The organism is Acrocarpospora sp. B8E8, from assembly GCF_039871605.1.
Lineage (GTDB): Bacteria > Actinomycetota > Actinomycetes > Streptosporangiales > Streptosporangiaceae > Acrocarpospora > Acrocarpospora macrocephala.
The window spans coordinates 1-1,693 of record NZ_JBDPLV010000188.1 but is presented as its reverse complement, the minus strand read 5'-3'; the positions used below and the strand labels follow the sequence as shown (position 1 = coordinate 1,693).

Below are 1,693 nucleotides of genomic sequence, written 5' to 3'. Positions count from 1 at the left end.
GAATGAGTCCTTCGTGCCCCGGGGTGACGCCGCTGCGGCGTGAAAAGGGGAGGCTGTCCCGCCGTACTCCGGATCGTGATGCGCGGGCGGTGGCCTGATCGGCAAGGCTGTGGGCGGCGAGGTCGTTCACTGACGTCGAATCTCCTTGGCGGGCTGGACCCCGTGAATGAGTCTGACGCTGGGAGCCACACCTCAGGGCTGCTCACTGGTGCTTCGAGCCCGCGGACTAGATTTCCTCGCGCCCCGGCCCCGTGAACGACCTCGCCGGTAGGTGTTGCCCTCTCATGGTAGGAGGCCGTGATGCGCGAGGTCGAGGATGAGCCGTTGTTCATCGATCGGGTGGCCGGGCTGGACATCGGCAAGAAGGAGATCGAGGTCACCATCCGGGTGCCCGGCGATAGCGGGTCGGGGCGGCGGATGAGCGAGACCCGCACATTCGGCGCCACCCGGGCGGAGCTGCTGAAGCTGGCCGACTGGCTGCGCTGCTGGAGCGTGGGCACGGTCGGGATGGAGGCGACCGGCGACTATTGGAAGCCGCCGTTCTTCGTGCTGGAGGCGGAGGGGTTTGACTGCCTGCTGTATAACGCCGGGCAGGTCAAGGCGCTGCCGGGCCGGCCGAAGACGGACCGGGCGGACTCGATCTGGCTGGCGAAGATCACAGAGCGGGGGATGATCGTGTCCAGTTTCGTGCCGCCCGAGCCGATCCGGCGGCTGCGGACCCACACCCGCTACCGGCGCAGCCTGGTCCAGGCCCGCACGGCCGAGATGCAGCGGGTGGAGAAGCTGCTGGAAGATGCCCACCTGAAGCTGAGTTCGGTGGCCTCCAAACTGTTCACCGAGTCCGGCCGGGCCATGATGGATGCCATCGTCGCCGGTCAGCGTGATCCCAAAGTGCTGGCTCAGCTGGCCCGCGGCCGGATGCGATCCAAGATCACCGCGTTGGAGGAGGCGCTGGACTGCTCCTTCCTGTCCGAGGAGCACGTGGCGGTGCTGACGATGATGCTGGCCACCATCGATCACCACCAGCGGCAGATCGCCACGCTCACCGCCGCCATCGAGCAGCTGATCGAACCCTACGCCCGCCAGGTCGAGCAGCTGGATGAGGTGCCCGGGATCGGCACGATCGGCGCCGCCGACATCATCGCGGAGATCGGGGTCGACATGCGCGTCTTTACCACTGCCTCCCACCTGGTGTCGTGGGCCAAGTTCGCGCCCCAGGTGAAGCAGTCGGCGGGCAAGCGCAAAGGCGGCAACGCCACCGGCCGGGGCAACCCCTACCTGGGCGCCGCCCTCGGGGAGGCGGCGATCGGAGCCGGACGGACCCAGTCCTTCCTGGGCGCCCGCTACCGCCGCCTGAACCGGCGCATGCCGAAGAAGAAGGCCCTGGTCGCGACAGGAAACTCGCAGCTGGTCATCATTCACGCCCTGTTATCCGACCCGGAGGCCCGCTACACCGATCTGGGCGCTGACTACTACGAAACCCGGATGCATGTTCGGCGTCAGGCCCGCAACCACGTCAAGGGCCTGGAACGTCTCGGCTACAAGGTCACCATCGAAGCGATGGCCCCCGATGAGAACCATCTACCGGTGACCCCAACCCGCTGACCGACCGCTCCCGCCTGCACCGGCGGCATCACATCCCGCCGCCGGACGCTGCCGCCTGCCCAGCTGAGGTCCTGTTTTCGGACTAGGC

Annotated in this window: 1 protein-coding gene; it reads left to right on the top strand. The window is 67.6% G+C overall.

Features of this window, described 5'->3' with window-relative positions; genetic code table 11:
- Nucleotides 1-300: 300 nt before the first annotated feature.
- Nucleotides 301-1,605 carry an IS110 family transposase gene (locus ABGB08_RS54495; RefSeq protein WP_347608467.1) on the top strand — a complete coding sequence of 435 codons (1,305 nt, stop codon included), beginning with the start codon at nt 301-303 and terminating at the stop codon, nt 1,603-1,605.
- Nucleotides 1,606-1,693: the final 88 nt, after the last annotated feature.